Annotated in this window: 16 protein-coding genes; 5 read left to right on the top strand and 11 right to left on the bottom strand. The window is 59.9% G+C overall.

Annotated features, from left to right (window positions below; translation table 11 throughout):
* Positions 1 to 277 precede the first annotated feature (277 nt).
* The 6 genes from ABVN21_RS00510 to ABVN21_RS00535 form a co-directional block, all read right to left on the bottom strand.
* Positions 278 to 895, bottom strand: coding sequence for a DUF1120 domain-containing protein (locus tag ABVN21_RS00510; protein WP_339556579.1), 618 nt, complete (start codon positions 893 to 895; stop codon positions 278 to 280).
* 112 nt (positions 896 to 1007) lie between these two features.
* The gene (locus ABVN21_RS00515; protein WP_339556580.1) at positions 1008 to 1625 is read right to left on the bottom strand and encodes a DUF1120 domain-containing protein; all 618 of its coding nucleotides are present in this window, start codon (positions 1623 to 1625) and stop codon (positions 1008 to 1010) included.
* A gap of 81 nt (positions 1626 to 1706) precedes the next feature.
* On the bottom strand, positions 1707 to 2849 hold the full coding sequence (locus tag ABVN21_RS00520; RefSeq protein WP_339556581.1) for a DUF1120 domain-containing protein: 1143 nt from the start codon (positions 2847 to 2849) through the stop codon (positions 1707 to 1709).
* 11 nt (positions 2850 to 2860) lie between these two features.
* Positions 2861 to 5368, bottom strand: coding sequence for a fimbria/pilus outer membrane usher protein (locus ABVN21_RS00525; RefSeq protein WP_339556582.1), 2508 nt, complete (start codon positions 5366 to 5368; stop codon positions 2861 to 2863).
* A 139-nt stretch (positions 5369 to 5507) separates the two neighbouring features.
* Positions 5508 to 6224, bottom strand: a complete 717-nt coding sequence (locus tag ABVN21_RS00530; protein ID WP_339556583.1) for a fimbria/pilus chaperone family protein — start codon at positions 6222 to 6224, stop codon at positions 5508 to 5510.
* A gap of 92 nt (positions 6225 to 6316) precedes the next feature.
* Positions 6317 to 6943: a DUF1120 domain-containing protein gene (locus ABVN21_RS00535; protein ID WP_339556584.1), complete on the bottom strand. Its 627-nt coding sequence runs from the start codon at positions 6941 to 6943 to the stop codon at positions 6317 to 6319.
* A 425-nt stretch (positions 6944 to 7368) separates the two neighbouring features.
* On the opposite strand from ABVN21_RS00535, the gene ABVN21_RS00540 reads away from it, so the two are divergent.
* The 4 genes from ABVN21_RS00540 to ABVN21_RS00555 all read left to right on the top strand — a co-directional run bounded on the left by ABVN21_RS00540 (position 7369) and on the right by ABVN21_RS00555 (position 9939).
* The gene (locus ABVN21_RS00540; RefSeq protein ID WP_339556585.1) at positions 7369 to 7992 is read left to right on the top strand and encodes a response regulator transcription factor; all 624 of its coding nucleotides are present in this window, start codon (positions 7369 to 7371) and stop codon (positions 7990 to 7992) included.
* 121 nt (positions 7993 to 8113) lie between these two features.
* The gene (locus ABVN21_RS00545) at positions 8114 to 8584 is read left to right on the top strand and encodes a nuclear transport factor 2 family protein (protein WP_339556586.1); all 471 of its coding nucleotides are present in this window, start codon (positions 8114 to 8116) and stop codon (positions 8582 to 8584) included.
* Between the two features lie 40 nt (positions 8585 to 8624).
* Positions 8625 to 8915 (top strand): GIY-YIG nuclease family protein, encoded by a 291-nt coding sequence (locus ABVN21_RS00550; RefSeq protein WP_339556587.1) that lies wholly within the window; start codon positions 8625 to 8627, stop codon positions 8913 to 8915.
* Positions 8916 to 9003: 88 nt separating this feature from the next.
* The gene (locus ABVN21_RS00555) at positions 9004 to 9939 is read left to right on the top strand and encodes a glutathione S-transferase family protein (RefSeq protein ID WP_339556588.1); all 936 of its coding nucleotides are present in this window, start codon (positions 9004 to 9006) and stop codon (positions 9937 to 9939) included.
* Between the two features lie 122 nt (positions 9940 to 10061).
* Here ABVN21_RS00555 and ABVN21_RS00560 read toward each other — a convergent pair whose 3' ends face one another.
* Together ABVN21_RS00560 and yejK are read right to left on the bottom strand one after the other, a co-directional pair.
* The gene (locus tag ABVN21_RS00560; protein WP_339556589.1) at positions 10062 to 10412 is read right to left on the bottom strand and encodes a glutaredoxin family protein; all 351 of its coding nucleotides are present in this window, start codon (positions 10410 to 10412) and stop codon (positions 10062 to 10064) included.
* Positions 10412 to 11416, bottom strand: a complete 1005-nt coding sequence (yejK, locus tag ABVN21_RS00565) for a nucleoid-associated protein YejK (protein WP_034148994.1) — start codon at positions 11414 to 11416, stop codon at positions 10412 to 10414. The genes ABVN21_RS00560 and yejK overlap by 1 nt, the downstream gene beginning before the upstream one ends.
* A gap of 408 nt (positions 11417 to 11824) precedes the next feature.
* On the opposite strand from yejK, the gene ABVN21_RS00570 reads away from it, so the two are divergent.
* Positions 11825 to 12106: an HU family DNA-binding protein gene (locus ABVN21_RS00570; RefSeq protein ID WP_007905514.1), complete on the top strand. Its 282-nt coding sequence runs from the start codon at positions 11825 to 11827 to the stop codon at positions 12104 to 12106.
* Between the two features lie 194 nt (positions 12107 to 12300).
* On the opposite strand, the gene rlmF is transcribed toward ABVN21_RS00570, so the two are convergent.
* From rlmF to ABVN21_RS00585, 3 genes are all read right to left on the bottom strand, one after another.
* Entirely contained in the window at positions 12301 to 13326 is a 1026-nt protein-coding gene (gene rlmF, locus ABVN21_RS00575; RefSeq protein ID WP_339556590.1) for a 23S rRNA (adenine(1618)-N(6))-methyltransferase RlmF, read from the bottom strand.
* Between the two features lie 228 nt (positions 13327 to 13554).
* Positions 13555 to 16401: a valine--tRNA ligase gene (locus ABVN21_RS00580; protein ID WP_339556591.1), complete on the bottom strand. Its 2847-nt coding sequence runs from the start codon at positions 16399 to 16401 to the stop codon at positions 13555 to 13557.
* Positions 16402 to 16601: 200 nt separating this feature from the next.
* Positions 16602 to 17918 carry an MFS transporter gene (locus tag ABVN21_RS00585; RefSeq protein WP_339556418.1) on the bottom strand — a complete coding sequence of 439 codons (1317 nt, stop codon included), beginning with the start codon at positions 17916 to 17918 and terminating at the stop codon, positions 16602 to 16604.
* Between the last annotated feature and the right edge of the window lie 244 nt (positions 17919 to 18162).

Below are 18162 nucleotides of genomic sequence, written 5' to 3' on the forward strand. Positions count from 1 at the left end.
AGGGGTGCAATCAGTACCTAGTGGCGAGGGAGCTTGCTCCCGTTGAACTGCGCAGCAGGCCCATTTTTTGCGGCCGCTTCACGACCCGGCGGGAGCAAGCTCCCTCGCCACAGGTACCGTGTTCGCCGGTGTCAGAAGCCTTGCAGACACGGCACTTCCAGGCTCGCTGCGCCATCGAGAAGGGCATCGCGCTCAGGCCCGGCGTTGAAGTGGGCGCGAGAAAGTTTTTCAGCGATCAGTTCCTCTTCCAGGTTGAGGCGAGTGGCACCGCGTGCACTTACAGGTACATCACTTCGATGGTGACTTCTCCGTTGATGCTTTGATCGTCATTGAGTGTCAAACCGTTTGCCGGGGCAATGTGGGTCAATACTGAAAACTGTGTATCGAGATCTTTTAGCGGGATCGGCGTGCCGAGATCCAAGTGATGAGCGAACGACAGCAGATTGCTCGGAGTTAAGACGTTCCAATGCTCCCAGCTTGCTCCGCCGTCGGGCGAGGTAATCGGCTCTACTCGCTGCCCATCGGCCAGTGGATTGTTTACGCGAAGTATGATGCCACCCAGTTTTTCGTCGGCCTCGGTGAGTCCTACACCAAAGGCTTCATAGTTAATTGAGGTACCCGCCATGTGATCGATTGCATTCAGTGCGAGCAGAGTCGGCGCGTCACACGCTACGGTCAATTGCAACGTGTTTTGGCCCACTAGTGTGTCGGAGGTTGGATTAAGGGTGTGCGACGGGATTTTCCCGAGCTCTATTTGACCGCCTTCGGACAGGCTCGGCGAGCAGGCCGCCGGGGTGATGATTCCGGTAACGGTCAGGTCAGTCGAAGACGCCAGGGCATAAGGCGCAACGCCGATCAGTGCGGTGGCGGAGAGTGCTGCAAGGTACTTTTTCATGGGGGTTATTGCTTCTTTTCAGTGGTTGTTTTCCATCCCTGGCAAAAACGCCGGGGATGGAGGTGTAGCCGAACCACACACCCTGAAACGGCGAGTGGTTCGGCGTCGGGTCTTACAGGTAGGTCATTTCAAAGGTCACGGCGCCATCCATCACGACGTCATCGGTCAAGGTCAGGCTGTCGGCGCGCGCAATGTTGGTCTGGACCTCGAAATCCATGGTGAGGTCTTTGGTAAAAAGCGGGGTGCTCAAGTCGGAGGTGGACGCTACTGACAAGAGGTATCCGGGGCTTGTTACATAGGTCCGATTCCAGGATTTGCCGTCGTCATCGGAGTCGATCGCCTGTGCCGCCACGCCGTCTGCGAAGGCATTCTTGACATCGACTCCAACCCAGCCCAGCTTCTCGCCCGCATCGGTCAAGCCCAGGCCGAACCAACTTGTTAAATATCCCGTACCAGAGCGGTGATCGATCGGGTTCAAGGCAAATTGGGTCGGCCCGTCACAGGCCACCGTCAATTGCAGCAGATGAGTGCCGACCCGCGTGGTTTGGGTCGGGTTGAGGATCTTGGCCGAAATCTTGCCGATTTCGACGACACCGCCATTGGACAGGGTCGGCGTGCAGGCAGCCGGGGTGATGACGCCGGTGACCGTCAGATCGGTCGACGACGCAAAGGCATAAGGTGCGACGCTGACCAGGGCCGCGGTCGACAGAGCTACGAAGTACTTTTTCATTTTTTTTCCTTTTTCTGGTTGTTTCCTTGATTGACTCAAGGTGCGTCCAGGCGCCCCGGAGCCGACAAGGTGGGTTGGGTGTTACAGGTAAATAATTTCGATCGTTCCCGAGCCATCGAGCTCAATGGCACTGCTCAGGTCCAGGCTTGAGGTGGGGGCGATGACAGCCTCGACGCTGACGCCGGTTGTCAGGTTCTGGATCGCGACCGGGCCCGCCGTACTGCCGGCGCTGTCGGTAAAGCCCAGGTAGCTTTTCTGGCCAAACGGGATCGGGTTCGAACTCGCCGTGCTCCAGGCCACGCCGCCAGTGGTTGAGTCGGTTCGGTACAGGCGGGCGAAGTGGTCGGCGCTGGCATCGGCCGGGTCGACGTTCAGCGAGTACAGGCCGATCTTGTTGCTGCTGTTATCCCGCGACAGGCCGTAATAAATCTCGCTGTTGACCGTCGCCGAGCCGGCGCGGTTGTCGTGCATCACCAGGGCAAAATGCGTGGGCGCATCGCAGCCGATTCGCAGGGTCAAACCCTTGGGCGGCAGCTGCGTGCCGTTGTCGGCATTCAGCTCGCTTTTCGACATTGGGCCGAAATCGACCCGGCCGCCATTGGACAGTTCTGGCTTGCAAGCGGCGGGGGCGAAACTGGCGCGCAGGACAATTTCTTTCGAGCGACCGGCCGCGACGGCATCGAATACACCGGTGGTTTCCCAGGTCACCGCGTCACGTACCTTCAGCGCCTGTTCTTGCGCCCAAGCGGTCAATTCCAGTTGCGCCGAAAAGTGACTGCCCTCAATGGCAACGCCGCCACGCACCGGTACGATGCCTTGCTCCGGTCGCCACAGCAGGCTCGATGCGCTGGCTTCTGGTGCCTGGCCGACCCTGGAAATAAAACCCAGCTCCACCGACTGCCCGTCAACAACTGCATCGCCGACACGCACGGCGTAGCTGCCGCGCTCGGCAAAATGAAAGCGTTCGGCGGTGGCGGCCAGGGCGCGATAGAAGATACTCAGGTCGGCGGGTTGCTGGCAGGTCAGGTTCAGGCTTAGCCGGCGTTCGCCAAGGTCGCGTTCAGGCAGGGCATCGGTGCGTATCGCCCGATTCATCAAGCCGTAATCGAGTACCGGTTGGCTCAGGGTCAACAGGCATTCATCGGCGAGCGCCCACGCCTGTGGCGTGAGTGTGCTCAGGGTCAGCGCGCCGAGGGTGGACAGCAAAGGGCGGGAAAGCTTCATGACAGTCATCCTTAAAGAGCCCGACACTGGGCGGCGGCGGTCTCGTAGTACGCCTGGGTGTCGGCCTTGGCCGGCAGTTCGAAACGCAGTTGGCAGCGTTCCAGTCCCGGTGCGGTTATCCACAGGTCAGGCGTGTCCAGTGCGTTCGGCAGAAATACCAGCCCGCCCTCCTGAGCGAGGGTGACGAACTCCCCGTCAGCGGTGTTGACCGTCGCCCCACGGGGCAGCGGTGCGCCATCTTCAGTGGTGACCTTGAGCAAGGCGCGGCGAGTCAGCGTGATGCCAAACTCGACCTTGTCCACAGCCCCGCGCCCGGCGGAGACCATCTTCAGTCCGTTGTTGATGTCGACGTTGCGCGGCAGTGAACGGGTGTCGACTTCCACGACGCTGCGCCCATAGGCGTTGAGCTGGGGAACCACGGCCTTGCCTTTCCAGTCGGTCCAGACCGGACCACTTGGGGTCGTGACCTTGATCGCACTGGCCTCACCCACCGACAGCAGCGCAAACGTGTCGCGCACGGCGTACGGCGATAGCGTCAAGCCGTCGCCATGCAGCACCACACCCCCGCGCGCGCCCACTTGATAACTGGAGCGTTCGGCATCGGAGCGGGTATAGCTCAGGTCCAATTGGCTGTAGCGCGGCAGCAGCGAAACACCGGCAGAGGACTGCACCTGCCTGTTACGCGTGTCGTGCTCAACGCCGACCCGGTAACTCAATTGATCGTTGACCTGTTCGTTGAGGCCCACACCGCTACGGTATTCGCCGTCTGTATTGCGCACCCAGGTGCGCGCCCGGCGGTTTTCACCCAGGGGAAGGCTCAGGCTGAGGTAAACACTGTCGTCGCTGCGCCGGGTGCCGCTGACGTGCCATTGCGCCGAGGCCGACACCGACACGCCGCCAAGGTTGGTGCCCCAGGAGGCCAGGGCGCGGCCGCTGTCTTGCCCGTCGAATGCCGTTGAGCGGCTGAAGCTGCCACTGAACGTGCCCAACCCGGCGGACGACCAGGACAACCCGAGGCTTTGCTGGTCGCGGTAACGGGACTGGCTTTTTTCCGAAGCGGTATCGAACACCGTGTCCGCCAGTTCGCGATAACCGAATGTCCGGTACGACGAACCGGCATTGAGCGACCATTGTTCGCCCAGACGCTGCGACAGGTTCAGGTCGGCCTGAAGCCCTCGGTCGGGATGCTTGCCACTGGCGTCGGACGACTGAACGGTGACCTGGACTTGCCCGTCGGACCAAGGCTGAATGCCCAGGCCAGCGCCCGCAGCACGATAATCGTCGGCCAGGGTGGCGCCGCTGCTGAGCAACACACCCGGGCTGAATGCACCGCTCCAGCCACCAGAGATGATCCACGGATCATTGGACTGTGTGTTGCCCTGGTCGCGTACCTGGCCGGCAGCCAGCGAGAAGCCGGGGGCGGGCAGGCCGATCCCGAGCAGTACGGCTGGAACGGTAAAACGCTGCTCGCTGCCGTCCAGTTCCTTGACCGTGACCTCCACGTCGGAATGGCTGTCGAGTCTGCGCACGTTACTGATGGCGAACGGGCCGGCTGGCACCACGGTCGAGTGGATCAGCGAACCGTTCTGGCGTATTTCGACCTGGGCCTGGCTGCGGGCGATCCCTTCGATGGGCGTGCTGTGGCCTTCGGCTTGCAGCGCGTCTTCGGTCATCAGTTGCACACCGGTGATCTGTGCGCCGGCCAGCACCGGGTTGTAGAGGTTGATCTGGCCTGCCTGAAACACCGTTTGCGCACTGGCAAAGGTGCGTTGGGCGTAAGCCGCCAGATGGGATGTAGTGGACACACCGTTCTGCGAGGTCTGTACCTGGCGGCTGCGTACGATCCAGTCGCCGGCATTGAAACCCACCTCGGTGTTGGCCGACAGGTAGCGGCTCGCCTGATTGCCAGACTGGCTGTGCAGGCTGTTGACGTCGTAGTTGAGCAGCCCGGCGACGCCCCCGGTTTGATACCCCGAGAAGTCTCGCTGCGTCGGGCGAATCGCATCGGTGGGCACGATCAAGGCCAGGCTCAGGCTGGCCGGGTCCTGTTCGATCAGGGTTTGCGGCCAGGTGCCGAGCACGTCGAAACAGCGTTTGTCGCTGGCCGCTGCCCCCCCGTTGGGCTCAGTCGTGGTGGCCGGCTCCAGCAGGTTCGCGGCGTCGAGCAGGGCACGGTCGAAGCACAGGTCGCCCTTTCGATTGAACACGACATCCACACGACCATGACGCTGGCCATTGACCGTCAGCGTGACCGGATGCCGGCCGGCGGTGAAGCGTGGCGCTGCCAGCAGCAGCGTAGCCAGGTCCGGGTCGATGCCGCGTTGCAGAAGCATTTTCTGGTCGAACGACATCTGCAACGAAGCGCCATTGAGTTCTTCGGCCATGGCATTGGGCAACATCAGCGCGTTGCTTATCAGCAACACCGCGCCGGCCTGTTGCCGCGACAGGTGAGAACGTGGGCTGGCCGGCCGAATCGCAGGCATGGCTTCGCCATCACGGTATTTCAATACTGTGTTCATGGGATTCACTTGGGTTTTACCTGTGTACTGCCCGGGTCCGCTGCAGCTTCAGGTGCGCATCGGGCGACGGTTTACAGGTCGTCGCGTTGAACATTCAGGGCCCACGCTTCCTTGGTGGGCAACGTTGATCGTTCCGGTGTCAGAGGGTGATCGGTGCCTCATACGGCGGTACGGCAAAGCCATACACCGTGGCGGGTTGAATGCGCACCTGGCTCGCGGTTTTCGCGGTCACCGGCACGCTGATGCGTTCGCCCGGCAATACGTAGGTTTTGGGCAACATCGCACCCGTCGAGGACGGCAGCAACTGAACTTCCTGAGCCAGGCGCACGACGTAGGGAGTGTCGTTGTGCACGGTCAGTTGGTCGTCCTGCAGTGACCATTTCAGATCAGTCCAGGGCGTGCGATTGATGGCCAGGCCCGCCGGGTGAAGGATCAGCGGCAAGTTTTGGCGAACGGTCACACCTACGCGCGCATGCCCGGCTTCGGTGGCCGGCCTGCCTTGAGGAATGCCTTCGAAGATCACTCGTTTCAAGCGCTGGGTCAGCAGGGGTTTTTCCGATTGCAGGATGAAACGTACCAACTGGCTTTTGGACGCCTCGACCCGAGCCAGTGGTGGTGTGACGAACACCAATGGCTCGGCGTCCTCGGGAATGTCTTCAAGGATGACATGCATCAGCGCCAGGCTGTCGTCGGTATTGGTCACGGTAACGGCAGCCTCGCCGTCGGCCTCGTAGACAATCACCACGGAGGTGTCCGGCACCATGCCGTCGGCGCGGGCCTGTGCGATCAGCAGCAACGCGAAGGCGCCGATGCCGGTGTGGAGCAGAAGGCGTGCGGATCTGAAAAACAGCGTCATGACGTGTCTCATTGTGCGGATTGGATAAAAAGGCCGTCGGCAGGTCCCGGAGGGTATGTGTCGCTGCTGAAGGAGAGGCCGGGGCGGGGCGACTACAGATAGCGCAGTTCAACTGTGGCTTTGCCGGTCAGTGGCACCTCCTGAGTGAGGGTCAGGTCCCGGGTCGGGTTTATCAGGGGACGAACCCGAAGATCGACCAGCAATTGCTTGATCAATATCGGTGACCAGGCTCCGGACGATTGATCGCCGAAGGCAGCCAGGTGAAGCGGTGGCACGGGCAATGCGCCTGCTTCTATCCAGGTTTTACCATCGTCCAACGAGTGAATTTTCCTGGTCGGTTTGCCGTCAGCAAACGCGTTGTCCAGGGTCATCAGATAGTCGCCAATGTTCTCGCCGTCCGGCGTTTTACCCAGGCCGAAGAACACCTGGGGATCAGGAGACGAATCCTGATGATGGTCTTTGATCTGGAGGGCATACGTGGTCGGGCCATCGCACATCACTGCCAACTGTAGGCCCCGTGTTGGCAGTATTGTGGGGGTGGTTGAATTGAGTGTCCTGGCGGGAATCTCGCCGAAGTCGACAATGCTGCCACTCGACAGGTAAGGCTGGCAGGCTGCCGGCGTGATGATCCCGGTAATGGTCAGGTCGGTGCTGGACGCGAAGGTCGATGCTGCTGCGCTGAGGAGCAGGGCAGTGCAAAGCGTTTTTAACGAGGTCATGAGTTGTCTCTTGATCTGTCTGGTTTTCATGGGCCCGTTCTTGCTCGCACATCGGCGCAGCGACTGTGCTCAATAGCGACAGCGGGGCATGCGGCTGCGGTAGAAGGGCTTCACCGGTCGACGTGCAATTTAGGCGGGCAAGCCAAGGACTGGAATGCAACAAATACGAAAAGAGACCACCGTCTGTATGAAAGGGTGTTGCGGGCTACGTACTGCATTCTTTCCGAGTGCGTTCCTGCTTAGCTGTTTCCTGTAGTCCTATGCGCGGTGCGGTGTAGGAGTTTTCTTTTTTTGTGCGGGGGTAAAAAATAGACCCTTGATTACATTGGGGAAACTAACAAGGCGGTTTTTGGGGGGCGTTGTCGCGGGGGGAGAACGGCGCTATTTTCCGCGCCTTTTCCGCGACAATCAGGAGGTATCCCACAATGCGAGTCGTAATTGCCGACGACCACTGCGTCGTCCGTGTCGGGCTGCGCATTCTCATCAGCGCCAATCGACGTTGTGTAATCGTCGGCGAAGCCGACAATGCGGACAGCCTGATGGCGCTGCTTTCAAACACCCCTTGTGACCTGCTGATCACTGACTTCTCGATGCCGGGCGGGCAACAGATCGATGGTTTGAAAATGTTGAGTACGATCCGGCGTTGCTACCCGACGTTGCCGATCATTCTGGTGACGATGTTCACCAGTGTGGCAACGGCCCGGGCTGCGTTGGCGCAGGGGGTCAAGGCCATCGTCGCGAAATCCGCCTCTTCCACAGAATTGCCACGGGCCATCGGCGCGGTAGAGGAAGGGCGCAACTACCTCAGCGAGACCCTGCGCACGCTGCTGGCCAGCACCCGCAATCCGTTTCAAGAATCGCCGCTGTCGGCCAAGGAGCATGAAGTGGTGCGCATGCTCGCCAGCGGCATGACCGTCAGCGAAATCGCCAGTCACTTCAAACGCAGCGTGTCGACCATCAGTAAACAAAAAAACATGGCCATGCACCGGCTCGGCATTTCCACGGACGTTGATCTTTTTTCCTACGCCCGGGACAGCGGAATCGCCTGAGGAAATGGCAGAAAGGGACGGGACATTATTTTCGATATGAATGCCAATAGTGTTCGGGGCATTTGCAGACTATCGTGCAGGCCATCCATCGACGTCATTGTGCACATCCAGGGGACCTGCAATGAGTGAAGTTCACAGCGCCTTGATTACCCGTTTCTACCAGGCTTTCCAACGCCTGGACGCCGAAACCATGGCGGACTGCTACACCGATGACGTGGTGTTCAGTGACCCGGCGTTCGGCGAGCTGCGCGGTCGCGATGCCGGCGACATGTGGCGCATGCTCACCACCCGGGCCAAGGATTTCTCCCTGACGTTCGATAATGTTCGCGCTGACGAGCGCACCGGCGGCGCCCACTGGGTCGCGACCTATCTGTTTTCCCAGACCGGCAACACCGTGGTCAATGACATTCAGGCGCGTTTTGTCTTCCGTGACGGCAAGATCTGCGAGCATCACGACCGTTTCGATCTGTGGGCCTGGTCCAGACAGGCACTCGGGTTCAAAGGCCTGTTGCTGGGCTGGACGCCACTGGTGAGAAACGCCGTTCGGGCGCAGGCCTTGAAGGGGCTCAAGGCATTCCAGGCCAGTCGCTGATAAGATCGCGGCTTGTTTCCTTTCAAGCCCTGATCGTTACGTGACCACCCCAAGCGAGTCTCCCGTCAGCAAACCCTGGTTCGTCTACCTCGTTCGTGCGGCCAATGGTTCGCTCTACTGCGGGATCAGCGACGATCCCGTGCGGCGCTTCGCCAAACATCAAAGTGGTAAAGGGGCACGCTTCTTTCTTTCCAGCCCGGCCATGGCGCTGGTCTACACCGAAATCTGCCGCGACAAAAGCGAAGCGCTGCGCCAGGAACGGTTGATCAAGAAGCTCAAGAAAAGCGCCAAGGAATGCCTGGTGGCCAGCGCTGCCGGCTTATCAACCTGACTGATAAGTTCCCATCAGGCAGACCGGTAGGCTGCTTGCGGATAGCACGCTAAGCTGCGAGTTCCTAATCTGTGCGGCGGAGCCGAGCATGTCCGAGTTGATTCTCCATCATTACCCGACGTCCCCCTTCGCCGAAAAGGCCCGGCTGTTGCTGGGCTTCAAAGGGCTGTCCTGGCGCTCGGTGAAGATCTCGCCAGTGATGCCAAAACCCGATTTGACGGCCTTGACCGGAGGCTATCGCAAGACGCCGGTGTTGCAGATCGGCGCCGATATTTATTGCGACACCGCGTTGATTGCCCGTCGACTGGAGCAGGAAAAAGCCTTGCCGGCATTTTTCCCTGAAGGCCAGGAAATGATCGCCGCGTCCTTCGCGACGTGGGCCGATTCGGTGGTGTTCCAGCATGCGGTCAGCCTGGTATTTCAACCGGAATCGGTCGCGGTGCGCTTCGCCAGTTTGCCGCCGGAAGCCATCAAGGCGTTTATTGCTGACCGCGCCGGGTTGTTCAGCGGTGGCAGCGCTACACGCTTGTCCGCCGAGCAAGCCAAGCATCAATGGCCAACGATCATGGCACGCCTCGAACAGCAGCTGCAGCGCGAGGAGGGGGATTATCTGTTCGGCGAGCCGTCGATTGCCGACTTTGCCCTCGCACACCCCATGTGGTTCCTCAAGGCAACACCCGTGACCTCACCGCTTGTGGATAACTATCCGGCGGTCTCGGCATGGTTGGCGCGGGTACTGGGTTTCGGCCACGGTGCGCCGAGCGAAATGACTTCCGAAGAAGCGCTGGAGGTTGCACGCAACACCACGCCTGCGGCCTTGCCGGATGAAGTGTTTGAAGATCCGAATGGTTTCAAGACGGGCCAGCAGGTGATCATTGCCGCGACCGACTATGGCGTCGATCCGGTTGCCGGGGAGTTATTGTTTGCTGGCAGCGAGGAATTGATTGTGCGCCGGGAAGATGAACGCGGTGGTGTGGTGCATGTGCACTTTCCACGGTTCGGATTTCGTATCGAGGCACAGTAAGTACAGTCACACTCCAACCCTGTAGGAGCTGGCTTGCCAGCGATGGCGTCAATCGGGCAGACATCGACCTTGCCTGACACTCCGCTATCGCTGGCAAGCCAACTCCTTCAGGTCACCGAAAGTTATTTCAACGCCGCCAAAATCCCATCCGGGTCATACCCGCGAATCAGCGTCCCGTTCACATCGATGATCGGAATCCCGCCACCGCCCAACGCCTGATAGGCCTTGCGTGCCTCGGCATCTTTCTCGATATCGAACTCCTGGTACGGAATGCCCTTCTGGTCGAGAAAACGCCGGGTCAACTTGCAGTAGCCACACCATTCTGTGGCGTAGAGCACGACCCTGGCCTCGGCCTGGGTCTGCCCGGACACCACTTGTGACGGATTGAACACCCGCTCGATCTTGCCCCAGTTCTGGTAGACCACAACCACCAGCAGGATCAGCAGGAATTTCTTCAATACACTGCCGAGCATCAGTTGCGTCGCTTGAGCTGATCGGTGAGCGAGGTCGGCAGGCCCTTGATGACCAGCGTGCCGGCCTCCTCGTCGTATTCGATCTTCGAGCCAAGCAGATGCGCTTCGAAGCTGATGGACAAACCTTCGGCGCGGCCGGTGAAGCGACGGAACTGGTTCAAGGTACGTTTATCGGCCGGGATTTCCGGCGACAGGCCGTAGTCCTTGTTGCGAATGTGATCGTAGAAGGCTTTCGGGCGTTCTTCGTCGATCAGCTCCGAGAGTTCTTCCAGACCCATGGGTTCACCGAGCTTGGCCTGGCTGCTGGCGTAATCCACCAGGGTCTTGGTTTTCTCGCGGGCGGAGTCTTCCGGCAAGTCTTCGCTTTCGACGAAGTCACTGAAGGCCTTGAGCAAGGTGCGGGTTTCGCCCGGCCCGTCGACACCTTCCTGGCAACCGATGAAGTCACGGAAATACTCCGAGACCTTCTTGCCGTTCTTACCCTTGATGAACGAAATGTACTGCTTGGACTGTTTGTTGTTCTGCCACTCGGACACGTTGATCCGCGCTGCCAGATGCAATTGACCCAGGTCCAGGTGACGGGAAGGGGTGACGTCGAGCTGATCGGTCACTGCGACGCCTTCGCTGTGGTGCAGCAGGGCAATCGCCAGGTAATCAGTCATACCCTGCTGGTAGTGCGCAAACAATACGTGGCCACCGACAGAAAGGTTGGATTCCTCCATCAGCTTTTGTAGATGTTCCACCGCCACGCGGCTGAATGCCGTGAAATCCTTGCCACCGTCGAGGTATTCCTTCAGCCAGCCGCTGAATGGAAAGGCGCCAGACTCCGGGTGAAACAATCCCCAGGCCTTGCCTTGTTTGGCGTTGTAGCTTTCATTGAGGTCGGCGAGCATGTTTTCGATGGCTGCTGACTCAGCCAGCTCAGAGTCGCGAGCGTGGAGAACTGCGGGTGTGCCGTCGGGTTTTTTGTCGATCAGGTGGACGATGCAATGACGGATCGGCATGGGCTTCTCGGCTAATGGGATCGGCTGGTTGGAGAGAGCAGGGCGAGCTCCCCGAAAAAGCGCCAAGTGTACCGCAACCACTGGTTTTGGCGCGGTGCGAAGGGTAATTCCGGGGTGGTCGGTGGCGCTTATGCGGTTTTTTCCCGATTTAGAGCAATAAAGCTGACCAAATGGGTAGCCGGAGGCGGATATTTCCCCGTCTCTGTGCTAGTTTTGCCCGGTCTTGCGCGAAGTCACTGCGTTAAGCCTGCAGTCAGCTCTTGTCAGGTCGAACCAAACCCTGATTTCGGTATCTATAACCCCGATCCCGAGGTTATTTCGCCGAGGGTGCCAGATCCAGAAGATCGGGCTCGATGGCTGACATTGCACTCTGCAATCCATATGAATTTGATAGGGAAGGAACACTACATGGCTCTTACTAAAGACCAACTGATCGCCGACATCGCTGAAGCTATCGACGCGCCGAAAACCACCGCGCGTAACGCTCTGGACCAACTGGGCCAAATCGTTGCCGATCAGCTGGAAAACGGCGGCGAAATCACTCTGCCAGGTATCGGCAAACTGAAAGTGACTGAGCGTCCTGCCCGTACTGGCCGTAACCCTTCGACTGGCGCTGCCATCGAAATCGCTGCCAAGAAAGTGATCAAGCTGGTTGTGGCCAAAGGCCTGACCGATGCTGTTAACAAGTAAGACTTGTTAAAAAGAAACCGTGCGCCGGAGCGATCCGGGCACGGTTTTTTTGTGCCTGCCATTTGCTCGCAATCACATCGAATCAATGTAGGAGCGAGCCTGCTCGCGATAGCGGTGGGTCATTCAACATAAATGTTGGCTGACAGGACCTCATCGCGAGCAGGCTCGCTCCTACAGTTGAATTGTGTGATAGCTCAGCTTTTCTGCGCCCAACGCTCGCGACGCCAGATCTGCTGCTCGGACTTGGTCTGGAAGGTCCAGGCAACGAAGCGGCTCTGCTTCTGCCCCTGCGACATCTCCACGACCTGGCTTTCCAGTACACCGGCCTTTTTCAGGGCGATCTCGATGGCCGGCAGGTTAGAGGCTTTCGACACCAGTGTGCTGAACCACAAGACCTTATGCTGCAAGTTCGCGCTTTCGGCGATCAGTTGCGTCACGAAACGCGCCTCACCTCCATCACACCACAACTCCGCCGCTTGACCACCAAAGTTCAGCACCGGCAGTTTGCGCTTCGGATCGGCCTTGCCCAGTGCCCGCCATTTGCGCGCGCTGCCTTTGGTCGCTTCCTCCAGGGAGGCGTGGAATGGCGGGTTGCACATGGTCAGGTCAAAACGTTCGCCGGGTTCGAGCAGACCCAGCAGGATGTGCTTGGGATTGCTCTGCTGGCGCAACTGGATGGCCTTGTTCAGCCCGTTGGATTGCACGATGGCTTTGGCGGAGGCCAGGGCCGTGGCGTCGATCTCCGAGCCGAGAAACTGCCAGCGGTAGTCGCTATGTCCGATCAACGGGTACACACAGTTCGCGCCCATGCCCACGTCCAGCACCTTCACCGCCGCGCCACGCGGGATCACGCCGTCATTGCCACTGGCCAACAGGTCGGCGAGGAAGTGCACGTAGTCCGCACGACCCGGAACTGGAGGACACAGGTAATCCGCGGGAATGTCCCAATGGGCGATCCCATAGAACGACTTGAGCAACGCCCGGTTGAACACCCGCACCGCATCAGGGCTGGCGAAGTCGATGCTTTCCTTGCCATACGGATTGATGATCACGAACTTCGCCAATTCCGGCGTGCTCTTGATGAGCGCCGGGAAGTCGTAACGACCCTGGTGGCGATTACGCGGGTGCAGGCTGGCTTTCTCCTTCGGCTCGACGGCCGTGGCCGGGGTCTTGGGTTCAGGCTTCTTGCGCGCAGGCTTTGGGGTACGGGGGGCGGTCATGGGCGTGTTCGATTCGGGTAAGGCTGAAAGTGGCGGGCATTGTCCCACATCTATCGTCACAACACGGTGCGCGTTTGTGTAGGCGCCGGCTTGCTGGCGATTGGGGCGACGCGGTTTTTCTGACGGACCGCGTTATCGTTTCTTCGCCAGCAAGCCGGCTCCTACAGGACCGCGGGGTAATGAAAAAGGGAGGCCAATTGGGCCTCCCTTTTTCATTGCGAACTGCCGTTACAGACTGGCAATCCGCGCGTGTTGCTCGGCCAGTTTGCCCAGAGCCTGTTCGGCTTCGGCCAGTTTGGCGCGTTCTTTTTCGATGACTTCGGCTGGCGCCTTGTCAACGAAACCGGCGTTGGACAGCTTGCCACCGACGCGTTGCACTTCGCCTTGCAGGCGCTGGATTTCCTTGTCCAGACGCGCCAGCTCGGCACCTTTGTCGATCAGGCCGGCCATCGGCACCAGCACTTCCATCTCGCCGACCAGCGCAGTCGCGGACAGCGGGGCTTCTTCGCCTGCTGCCAGCACGGTGATCGATTCGAGGCGCGCCAGTTTCTTCAGCAGGGCTTCGTTTTCGGTCAGGCGACGTTGATCTTCCGCGCTGACGTTCTTCAGGAACAGCGGCAGCGGTTTGCCCGGGCCGATGTTCATCTCGCCCCGGATGTTGCGGGTGCCGAGCATCAGGCCTTTGAGCCATTCGATGTCGTCTTCGGCGGCCTGATCAATGCGTGTTTCATTGGCCACTGGCCAAGGTTGCAACATGATCGTCTTGCCTTCGATTCCGGCCAGCGGCGCGATGCGCTGCCAGATTTCCTCGGTGATGAATGGCATGAACGGGTGCGCCAGGCGCAGGGCGACTTCCAGTACGCGCACCAGGGTGCGACGGGTGCCGCGCTGGCGCTCTACCGGGGCGTTTTCGTCCCACAGCACAGGCTTGGACAGTTCCAGGTACCAGTCGCAATACTGATTCCAGATGAACTCGTACAGGGATTGTGCGGCCAGGTCGAAACGGAACTGGTCCAGTTGACGGGTTACTTCGGCTTCGGTGCGTTGCAGTTGCGAAATGATCCAGCGATCCGCCAGGGACAGTTCGTAGGCTTCGCCGTTCTGGCCGCAGTCTTCGCCCTTGTCCAGCACGTAGCGCGCGGCGTTCCAGATCTTGTTGCAGAAGTTGCGATAGCCTTCGACGCGGCCCATGTCGAACTTGATGTCACGACCGGTGGACGCCAGCGAGCAGAAGGTGAAACGCAGGGCATCGGTGCCATAGCTGGCAATGCCTTCGGCGAACTCGTCGCGGGTCTGCTTCTCGATCTTCTTCGCCAGTTTTGGCTGCATCATGCCGGAAGTGCGTTTCTGCACCAGCTCTTCCAGCTCGATACCGTCGATGATGTCCAGCGGGTCCAGGACGTTGCCCTTGGACTTGGACATCTTCTGGCCCTGACCATCACGCACCAGGCCGTGCACATACACAGTCTTGAACGGAACTTGCGGCGTGCCGTCTTCGTTTTTCACCAAATGCATGGTGAGCATGATCATCCGGGCAACCCAGAAGAAGATGATGTCGAAGCCAGTCACCAGAACGTCGGTGGAATGGAATTTCTTCAGGAATTCGGTCTGCTCAGGCCAGCCGAGCGTCGAGAACGTCCACAGGCCCGAACTGAACCAGGTGTCGAGAACATCGTTGTCCTGTTGCAGCGCTACGTCCGGGCCAAGGTTGTGCTTGGCACGCACTTCGGCTTCATCGCGACCCACGTAGACCTTGCCCGACTCGTCGTACCAGGCCGGAATCCGGTGACCCCACCACAGCTGACGGCTGATGCACCAATCCTGGATGTCACGCATCCACGAGAAGTACATGTTTTCGTATTGTTTTGGCACGAACTGGATGCGGCCGTCTTCAACGGCAGCAATAGCAGGCTCGGCCAAAGGCTTGGTGGACACGTACCACTGGTCGGTCAGCCACGGCTCGATGATGGTGCCGGAGCGGTCGCCTTTCGGTACTTTCAGGGCGTGATCGTTGACGCTGACCAGCAGACCGGCAGCATCGAATGCCGCAACGATTTGCTTGCGCGCTTCGAAGCGATCGAGACCGGCGTATTCGGCCGGGATCTTGCCGTCGATGCTCTCGTTCAGCGTGCCGTCGAGGTTGAACACCTGGGCGGCCGGCAGGACGTTGGCGTTCTTGTCGAAGATGTTCAGCAGCGGCAGGTTGTGGCGCTTGCCGACTTCGTAATCGTTGAAATCGTGGGCCGGGGTGATTTTCACGCAGCCGGTGCCGAACTCAGGATCGCAGTAATCGTCGGCGATGATCGGGATGCGGCGGCCAACCAGCGGCAACTCGACGAATTTTCCGATCAGGGCTTTATAGCGTTCGTCGTTCGGGTTAACCGCGACGGCGGAGTCGCCGAGCATGGTTTCCGGGCGAGTGGTCGCGACGATAAGGTAATCGTTGCCTTCAGCGGTCTTGACGCCGTCGGCCAGCGGATATTTCAGGTTCCACAGGAAACCTTTCTCGTCGTGGTTTTCCACTTCGAGGTCGGAAATCGCCGTGTGCAACTTGGTGTCCCAGTTGACCAGGCGCTTGCCGCGGTAGATCAGGCCGTCTTCGTGCAGGCGTACAAACGCTTCTTTCACCGCTTCCGAGAGACCGTCGTCCATGGTGAAGCGCTCGCGGCTCCAGTCCACGGACGAACCGAGGCGACGGATCTGACGGCTGATGTTGCCACCGGACTGATCCTTCCACTCCCAGACTTTCTCGAGGAATTTGTCGCGGCCCAGATCGTGGCGATTCTGGCCCTGGGCTTCGAGTTGACGCTCCACCAGCATTTGCGTGGCGATACCCGCGTGGTCGGTGCCCGGCTGCCACAGGGTGTTGCGACCCTGCATGCGGCGGAAACGGATCAGTGCGTCCATGATCGCGTTGTTGAAGCCATGACCCATGTGCAGGCTGCCGGTGACGTTCGGCGGCGGGATCATGATGGTGTAGGACTCGCCCGCGCCTTGCGGGGCGAAGTAATTCTCTGACTCCCAGGTGTTGTACCAGGAAGTTTCAATGGCGTGCGGCTGGTAGGTCTTATCCATGCGCGGCGGGACCCTATTGGCATTTATTCAGGAAAAGCCGGGAAGTATAGCGGGGATGTGCCGATGCGCGTAGAGCGAGGTGACAATGGGTGGGGGGAAAATGTGGTTTCCGGTGAGAGTTTGTCAGTGAAGACGCCATCGCGAGCAGGCTCGCTCCCACATAACCCTGTGGGAGCGAGCCTGCTCGCGATGGCGATCTATCAGGCGATGCGATTCAAATCGTTATGCCGCGTTTCCTTCAGGCACAGCACGGCAATCAAACTCAGCACCGCCGCCCCGGACACATACCCGCCGACGTAACTCAAACCACCCATGGCCACCAGTTTCTGCGCGAAGAACGGTGCCGCCGAAGCCCCGACAATCCCGCCCAGGTTGTAGGCGGCCGATGCGCCGGTATAACGCACGTGGGTCGGAAACAACTCCGGCAGCAGTGCGCCCATCGGCGCAAAGGTCACGCCCATCAGGAACAGTTCAATGCACAGGAACAACGCCACGCCCCAGGTCGAACCCTGGGTCAGCAGCGGTTCCATCAGGAAGCCGGACAGAATCGCCAGTACACCACCGATAATAAGCACCGGTTTGCGTCCGTAGCGGTCACTGGCCCAGGCAGACAGCGGGGTGGCGGCAGCCATGAACAACACGGCAAAGCACAGCAGGCCGAGGAAGGTTTCGCGGCTGTAGCCGAGCGTTGCCACGCCGTAACTCAGCGAGAACACGGTCGAGATGTAGAACAGCGCGTAACACACCACCATCGAGCCGGCCCCCAGTAGCACCGGAACCCAGTATTGGCTGAACAGCTCGACCAATGGGATCTTCACCCGTTCCTGACGAGCTACGGCATTAGCGAAGACCGGTGTTTCGTGAAGCTTGAGGCGAACGTACAGGCCGACCATCACCAGCGCGGCGCTGAGCAGGAACGGAATGCGCCAGCCCCATGAACGGAATTGTTCGTCGTCCAGGGTCATGGCCAAGGTCAGGAACAGTCCATTGGCCGCCAGAAAGCCGATGGACGGGCCGAGTTGCGGGAACATGCCGAACCACGCGCGTTTGCCTTTAGGCGCATTTTCCGTGGCAAGTAACGCTGCGCCACCCCATTCGCCGCCCAGTCCCAGGCCCTGACCGAAGCGCAAGACGCAGAGCAGAATCGGCGCCCACGCCCCGATGCTGTCGTAACCCGGCAGCACGCCGATCAGCGTGGTGCACACGCCCATCAACAGAAGTGAGGCTACCAGCGTCGATTTTCGGCCGATGCGGTCGCCGAAGTGACCGAACAGTGCCGAGCCCAGCGGTCGGGCAAGGAACGCGATGCCGAACGTGAGGAAGGCCGATAGCATTTGCGCCGTGCCGGAAGTTTGCGGAAAAAACACCGGCCCGATCACCAGCGCGGCGGCGGTGGCGTAGACGTAAAAGTCGTAGAACTCGATGGCGGTGCCGATGAAGCTCGCAGTGGCTACCCGGGTGGCGGAGTTCGTCGGTTGTGCGGGTGTGGAATCGCTGTAAGTCGTGCTGGTCGTCATGCGGTTATCCCTGACAGTCATGTGCCCCAGTGGAGCGAATTATTATGGTCGAATACCCAGGGATGTGGGTGGAGGCGCGGTCGCTGTTCCAGGTAGGAACAGTCGTCGGTTTGATGCGGATGGATCTGATGATCGGGCCGGAACCTGCGGAGTGCGGGGTAAGCACGGGGGCGGCGAGGCTTGGGTAAGCCGCTCGATTATAGGAAGGTGACTAACGATTCAACAAGTGGCGGGTGCGCGTGGT

Origin of the sequence: Pseudomonas sp. MYb327 (assembly GCF_040438925.1) — a bacterium.
In the GTDB taxonomy this organism is placed as follows: domain Bacteria; phylum Pseudomonadota; class Gammaproteobacteria; order Pseudomonadales; family Pseudomonadaceae; genus Aquipseudomonas.